Annotated in this window: 7 protein-coding genes; 1 reads left to right on the top strand and 6 read right to left on the bottom strand. The window is 70.6% G+C overall.

Annotation, left to right across the window (positions count from 1 at the left end):
* Positions 1-319: 319 nt before the first annotated feature.
* The 3 genes from NJE57_RS06175 to NJE57_RS06165 form a co-directional block, all read right to left on the bottom strand.
* Complete coding sequence (locus NJE57_RS06175; RefSeq protein ID WP_319027522.1) at positions 320-1,096, bottom strand: SDR family NAD(P)-dependent oxidoreductase; 777 nt, start codon at positions 1,094-1,096, stop codon at positions 320-322.
* Positions 1,097-1,156: 60 nt separating this feature from the next.
* A complete protein-coding gene (locus NJE57_RS06170; RefSeq protein ID WP_319027521.1) occupies positions 1,157-1,585 on the bottom strand; it encodes a VOC family protein in 429 nt (142 codons plus the stop codon).
* Between the two features lie 149 nt (positions 1,586-1,734).
* Positions 1,735-2,301, bottom strand: coding sequence for a maleylpyruvate isomerase N-terminal domain-containing protein (locus NJE57_RS06165; RefSeq protein WP_319027520.1), 567 nt, complete (start codon positions 2,299-2,301; stop codon positions 1,735-1,737).
* Between the two features lie 132 nt (positions 2,302-2,433).
* Here NJE57_RS06165 and htpG point away from each other — a divergent pair, with 132 nt between their 5' ends.
* Positions 2,434-4,440: a molecular chaperone HtpG gene (htpG, locus tag NJE57_RS06160; protein WP_319027519.1), complete on the top strand. Its 2,007-nt coding sequence runs from the start codon at positions 2,434-2,436 to the stop codon at positions 4,438-4,440.
* Between the two features lie 83 nt (positions 4,441-4,523).
* On the opposite strand, the gene NJE57_RS06155 is transcribed toward htpG, so the two are convergent.
* The 3 genes from NJE57_RS06155 to NJE57_RS06145 are packed head-to-tail and all read right to left on the bottom strand — an operon-like array spanning position 4,524 to position 6,447.
* Complete coding sequence (locus NJE57_RS06155) at positions 4,524-5,132, bottom strand: hypothetical protein (RefSeq protein ID WP_319027518.1); 609 nt, start codon at positions 5,130-5,132, stop codon at positions 4,524-4,526.
* 8 nt (positions 5,133-5,140) lie between these two features.
* Positions 5,141-5,611 (bottom strand): O-acetyl-ADP-ribose deacetylase, encoded by a 471-nt coding sequence (locus NJE57_RS06150; RefSeq protein ID WP_413464369.1) that lies wholly within the window; start codon positions 5,609-5,611, stop codon positions 5,141-5,143.
* Between the two features lie 47 nt (positions 5,612-5,658).
* The gene (locus NJE57_RS06145) at positions 5,659-6,447 is read right to left on the bottom strand and encodes a phosphatase PAP2 family protein (protein WP_319027516.1); all 789 of its coding nucleotides are present in this window, start codon (positions 6,445-6,447) and stop codon (positions 5,659-5,661) included.
* Positions 6,448-6,543 lie beyond the last annotated feature (96 nt).

Here is a 6,543-nt window from a genome sequence, read left to right as displayed (position 1 = left end):
GCTCGACAACAGACCCTGGACTGGGCAGCGGCACTGCATCCCCGCAGATACTCGGCACCACCGAAAGCACCAGCACTACCCACCACCACTGGCATCAACCTGTCTTGAGACAGGTTGACAACTTCCGCGCTGCGCACGCGTGCGTACAGGGACAGGAGCGGCTGCGGTTGGCGGCTGCGGTTGGCGCCCGCGGGGTGCGCTCGCAGGGGCCGCTCCCAGGGACAACCAGCGTTCGCGGTGACAACAGAGGGGCCCCGCCGGATCGCATCCGGCGGGGCCCCTCTCCGCGAGAGCCTCGTGGGTGGCTCGCGTCGTCAGGTCACTTCGGTGGCAGCCGGACGCCACCGTCGACGCGCACGGTCTCCGCGTTCATGTACGGATTGGTGAGCAGCTCCATGACCATCGACGCCAACTCGTCGCCCGAGCCGAGGCGCTTGGGGTGCAGCACGCTCTCGCCGAGCTTGGCCTTGAACGCGTCCGAATCCGGGCCCTCGCCGTAGATCGGGGTGTCGATGAGGCCAGGGGCGACGGTGTTGAGGCGGATGCCGGCGGCCGAGAGGTCACGGGCCACGGGAAGGGTCAGGCCCACGATGCCGCCCTTGGACGCGGAATACGCGGCCTGGCCGATCTGACCGTCGAACGCGGCGACGGAGGCCATGTTGACGATCGCGCCCTTCTGGCCGTCGTCGTCGGCCTCGCCGCGGGTCATGGCCGTGGCGGCCAGGCGCAGCATGTCGAACGAGCCGATGAGGTTGATGTCGATGACCTTGCGGAACGAGTCGATGTCGAACGCCGACGAGAACTCGCCGTCGCGACCGATCGTGCGCTGGGCCCAGCCGATACCGGCCGAGTTGACCAGGTAGCGCAGCGGGCCGAGCTCCAGGGCGGCCTCGACGGCCTTGGTGTTGTCCTCGGTCTTGGTCACGTCGACGGCGACGAACACGCCACCGACCTCCTTGGCCAGGGCCTCGCCCTTCTCGGCGTTGAGGTCCGCGACGACGACCTTGGCGCCCTTCGCGGCGAGCTGACGGACGACGGCGGCGCCGATGCCCGACGCACCGCCCGTGACTATGGCACTTGCTCCGGTGATATCCATGCCTGAACGTTAACAAGCGCCGGTGATCGAGACGGCGGTCACGTGTGGGTCAGCCCGAAATCACTGGCCCTCGGCACCCACCACCACGTCCCAGCGGATCCCGAACCGGTCCCTGACCTGACCGTAGTGATCCCCCCAGGGAGCCAGTTCGAACGGCATCGCGATCTCGCCGCCCCCCTCGGTGACCTTCGCGATGAAGGTGTGTGCGTCCTCGGTGGTGTCGAACGCGAGCAGGAACGAGTAGACGTCACTGGCGAGCCCGGGCAGGTTCTCGCCCATGTTGTCGCCGCCGGTCAAGGTGATGCCCGGGGCCTCCAGCGTGGCGTGGGCGACCGCCCCGGGCGGCGGGGTGAACGGGAATCCCTCCGTGGACGGCATCGCGTCGTAGGTCATCAGGTCGAGCCGGCCCCCGAAGAGGTCGTGGTAGTACGGGAACGCCTCGGAAGCGTTGCCCGGGAAAGAGATGTATGGGCAGAACTGCATGGCCATCGCGGGTCCTCTCACGTGCGTGCCCCGGCCCGTGCCGACGGCATCCTCCGCATGGTCGACGCTAGTCCGCGCAGTGACCGGAGTCACGAGAAAATCCGTCCCGACGTCCCGATGTTCTGACTGCCGACGGGTCGCGGCCCGGGCGGCGGTTATCGCCCGGACAGTGCGAGGAGCCGCTCGCGGGGGTCCGCACCGATCGGGACCGCGCGGGCCTCGGCCAGTACGTCGAAGGACCTCATCAGCTCCAGCACCTCGCGGGCGTGGTCCAGGCACCACCCGGCCAGTTCTTCCGCCTCGGGCGAGTCCCACGTCGACGCGTCGAGGTCGTGCGCGTGGACGAGCAGTTCGACGACCCGAAGGGCGAGCAGGTCGCGCACGGGGATCTCGGCCAGGCGGTGGGGGACCGGTGCGTCGGCGTCGGGGGCCTTGGCCAGCTCCTTCCGCAGACCCGCGGATGTGCGGTACAGCGCGGGTACCGGTTTCTCGCCGGCGTGGTCCGTGGTGCGGGTCCAGGCGATCTCCGACTCAGGCAGCCGCGGGAAGTAGGCCGCGTACCGCAGTCCGCCACCGAGCACGTGGTTGGCGCAGTCGCGACGGGTCCAGCCGGGGCACGCCGCGCAGTCGCCGTCGAGCCCGCCGGCGAGGGCGCGACCGAACAGCGAGGTGGCGGCGTCGAGGACGGCCAGGTGGGCATCGGGCAGCGGATTCGTGGTCACGGGGCCTCCTCCGGAATGTCCGGGCTCCACAGTAGGTTGATCGTGTCGTCGTGAACAGCACGTCGTGAACAGCATCGGGTGCGCCCGCACGGGGCGTGCTCGTCAGTCCATCAGAAAGGAACCGCCGCCACCATGAGCCCGCAGACCTCCGGTGCAGCCGAGACCCGGGAGTTCCAGGCCGAGACCCGGCAGCTGCTGGATCTGATGATCCACTCGATCTACTCCAACCCGGACACCTTCCTCCGCGAGGTCATCTCCAACTCCTCGGACGCCCTGGACAAGCTGCGGCTGGCCGCGCTCCAGGACTCCTCGCTGGGGGTCGACACCTCGGACCTGCACATCGAGTTGATCCCGGACGCGCAGGCGCGCACGCTGACGATCCGCGACAACGGCATCGGGATGTCCCGCGAGGAGGTCGTGGACCTGATCGGCACGCTCGCCAGGTCGGGCACCGGGCAGATGCGGGAGGCGCTCGCGGCCGCGCGCGCGGCGCAGGAGTCGGGCGAGGTCAGCGAGCAGGCCACGGCGGATCTCATCGGTCAGTTCGGCATCGGCTTCTACTCCACGTTCATGGTGGCCGACACGGTCTCCCTGGTCACCCGCAAGGCCGGGGAGCCCACCGGCACGCGGTGGTCCTCGGGTGGCGAGGGCACGTACACGATCGAGGAGGACTCCGACGCCCCGCAGGGCACGTCGGTAATCCTGCAGCTCAAGCCGGCCGGCGGCGACGCGGCGCTGCCCGACTACGCCGCGGAGTCCACCCTGCGTCGGGTGGTGCGTACGTACTCGGACTTCATCGCGTGGCCGATCCGGATGGAGGTGGAGCAGCCCGCCCCGGCGCCCGAGAAGGACGATGACGACGACGAGCCCGCCGATCCGCCCGCCGGGGGCACCGTCACGGAGACCGTGACGCTCAACTCTCAGAAGGCGCTGTGGACGCGACCCCGCTCGGAGGTGACCGACGAGGAGTACGCGGAGTTCTACCGCCACGTCTCGCACGCGTGGGACGAGCCGCTCGAGACCATCACGCTCAAGGCCGAGGGGACGTTCGAATACCAGGCCCTGTTGTTCCTGCCCACGCAGGTGCCGTTCGACCTGTTCTCCCCGGACACCAGGCGTGGGGTCCAGCTCTACGTCCGGCGGGTGTTCATCATGGACGACTGCGAGGAACTGGTCCCGCCGTTCCTGCGCTTCGTCAAGGGCATCGTGGACGCCCAGGACCTCTCGCTCAACGTCTCACGCGAGATCCTGCAGCAGGACCGTCAGATCCGGGCGATCCGCAAACGTCTGGTCAGGCGCGTGCTGCAGACCATCGAGCAGCTCAAGACCGAGCGGCCTCAGGAGTTCCGCTCGTTCTGGACCAACTTCGGCGCGGTCCTCAAGGAGGGCCTGATCTCCGACGTCGACGCCCGCGAGCAGCTCCTCGCGGTGAGCACGTTCGCCTCGACCCGTCCGGTCCCCGACGAGGCCACCGGTGACGACGACGAGGTGGGCACCACGATCGCCGAGTACGTCTCCCGCATGGCCGACGGGCAGGAGGAGATCTACTACCTGACCGGCACCAGCCGCGCAGCCGTGGAGAACTCCCCGCACCTGGAGGCGTTCCGCGCACGCGGCGTCGAGGTGCTGGTGCTCACCGACCCGGTCGACGAGGTCTGGGTGGACGCTGTCGGCGAGGTCGACGGAAAGCGCCTGCGGTCGGTGGCCAAGGGCGACGTGGACCTGTCCGGTATCGGCTCGGACCCGCAGGAGAAGGAGGACCGGGCCGACGCCGCGGAGTTCACCGCGATGCTGGAGTGGCTGGGCGAGGAGCTGTCCGACGAGGTCAAGCAGGTGCGACTGTCGCATCGGCTCACCGAGTCCGCGGCCTGCATGGTCGGCGACGAGTTCGACATGACCCCGCAGCTCGAGGCGATGTACCGCGCCTCGGGCATGGAGATGCCCACGAGCAAGCGCATCCTGGAGCTCAACCCCACGCACCCGCTGGTGGAGCGTCTGCGCGTCCAGCACGCCGAGGACCCGTCGAGGCGGGAGCTCGCCGACACCGCGCGGCTGCTCTCGGGCGCGGCCGTCCTGGCCGAGGGTGGCACCCTCACCGACCCGGCCGCGTTCGCGAAGCTGCTGGTCGACCGCATCTGACGCCGGCCGTCACTCACCGCCCCGCGGGAGCCCACCACGGTTCCCGCGGGGCGGCCGTCGTCCTCGGGGTGCCGGCGGGGCGGTCACCGGGTGGGGGAAGTGAGGACCCGGCCGCCACCCCGGTAGCCGCACACCACCCCGATCGCACCGCCCAGCGCGGTCTCCACCGGGGTGTGGTGACCGATCCGCACCCGCGCCCACGCCACCGGCGGCACGAGCCCCAGTAGCCGCCAGTAGCGGGGTGAGACCTCGCGCGCCAGCACCGCGATCACCCCGGCCAGGACTGCGGTGTGGAACGAGACCTTGACCTTCAGGGTGGCGGTCCCGGCAACCCCCAGCGCCACGAGGGCGGCCCGCGTCATGCGGCGTAGTTCATCGGGGGCACCTCCGCGCTGCTGGGCCACCAGCAGGGTCGCCACCGACGCGGCGATGCCGGCGATCACCAGCGGGCGGTCCTCCCGCCGCGTCACGTGGTGGTCGGACAGCGCCGTGCGGCGCACCCGCCAGGCGATCGCCGACTGGGGGACCAGGCCCAGGCCCGCGGCGGTCGCCACGCCCCATGCGGGCGAGGCCACGCGGTGCCCGAGGTGGATCGACGCGACCGTGAGAACCACCCACGGGGCGAAGAGCTCGGTCAGGACCACCTCCGGGGTAGGCGCCGCGCCAGTCGGCGAGGGCGCATCAGTCGACACGGGGCGCCTCACTCGGCAAGAGATTCGGCCAGACGCAGCGTCTCGACGTCGTACAGCACGAGGATCGCGGTCTCGACATCGGTGGCGGTGGTGGAGAGACCGTCCAGCGCGATGCGCACGGCGTCCTCGCGGGGCCACCCGTAGGCACCGGCGGAGATGAGCGGGAACGCCACGGTGCGGGCCCCGAGTTCGTCGGCCACGGCGAGGCAGTTGCGGTAGCAGTCGGCCAGCCGCCGCGACCCGTCGGGCGTCCGCCCGTACACCGGTCCGACGGTGTGGATCACCCATCTGGCGGGGAGGTCGCCCGCCCCGGTCGCGACCGCCTGCCCGGCGGGGAGCCCGTCCGGGAACCGGCTGGCCCGCAGTTCGCGGCACTCCCGCAGGATCGCGGGCCCGCCCGCGCGGTGGATCGCCCCGTCGACGCCGCCACCTCCGAGAAGCGTGCTGTTGGCGGCGTTGACCACGGCATCCACCTGCATTCGTGTGATGTCCCCGTGGCGCAGTTCGACCCGGGTGGGCACGGTTGTCACGTCGGCGGGGATGACGTCAGCGGCGGTGAGTGCTCGAGCCGGTCCATGAGCCACATGATCGTGGCCACCTCGCCCACCCAGGCCAGGCTCACGCACCAACCGGCCAGGATGTCGCTGGGGAAGTGCACCCCGAGGTACATGCGGGTGACGCCGATCGCGGGGACGTAGGCGGCAGATCCCGCGATCACGGGGTACCGCCAGCCGGTCGGCCAGGCCAGGACGCAGGCGCACCCGGCGAGCGCCGCACTCGCCATGGCGTGTCCGCTGGGGAAGGAGTAGCTCTTCTCCTGCACGATGTGGGTGAAGAACGTGGGGCGGTCGCGGCGGTACAGGGCCTTGAGGATCGAGTTGATGATGGTCGACCCGACCAGCGACACCGTCAGCAACGCGGCCGGTCGGCGACTGCCCCGCACGTAGGCCAGGTACCCGGAGGCGGCCAGGGCGAAGACCGGCACGGCCGTGACCCCGCCCAGTTCGGTGACTGCCCGCACGGCCCTGGTGGTCGCGGGCGAGTGCTGCCGTTCCAGCCAGAGCATGACGGGGCGGTCGAAGGGGAGTTTGGCCCCGGTGTGGACGCGCTCGGCCAGTTCCACGAACCCGATCACGGGAGTGGCGAATCCGACGAAGGCCACCCCGAAGATGGCCCAGGTCCCGCGGGGGAGCGGCACCTGGGCCCGGTCGACGATGCTGCCCATGACGCCGTCGGAGGGGTACAACCGCCGAAGGAGATCCGAGGCCGACGTGGTCATGGTCCGGGCGCGGCGGGAGGTCGTCGTGCGCGACATACCCACACCCTAGGCAGTGTGTGTGCGGCCGCGGGGGATACCCACGAACCCGGACCTCCCGCGTCGGCCGTGGGCCGTGTCTACTGTGGGGGTGTC

It is taken from the genome of Dietzia sp. PP-33, from assembly GCF_033790845.1.
GTDB lineage: Bacteria > Actinomycetota > Actinomycetes > Mycobacteriales > Mycobacteriaceae > Dietzia.
Note: the sequence above shows the minus strand (reverse complement) of the source record. Positions and strands in the feature narration are given on the sequence as shown.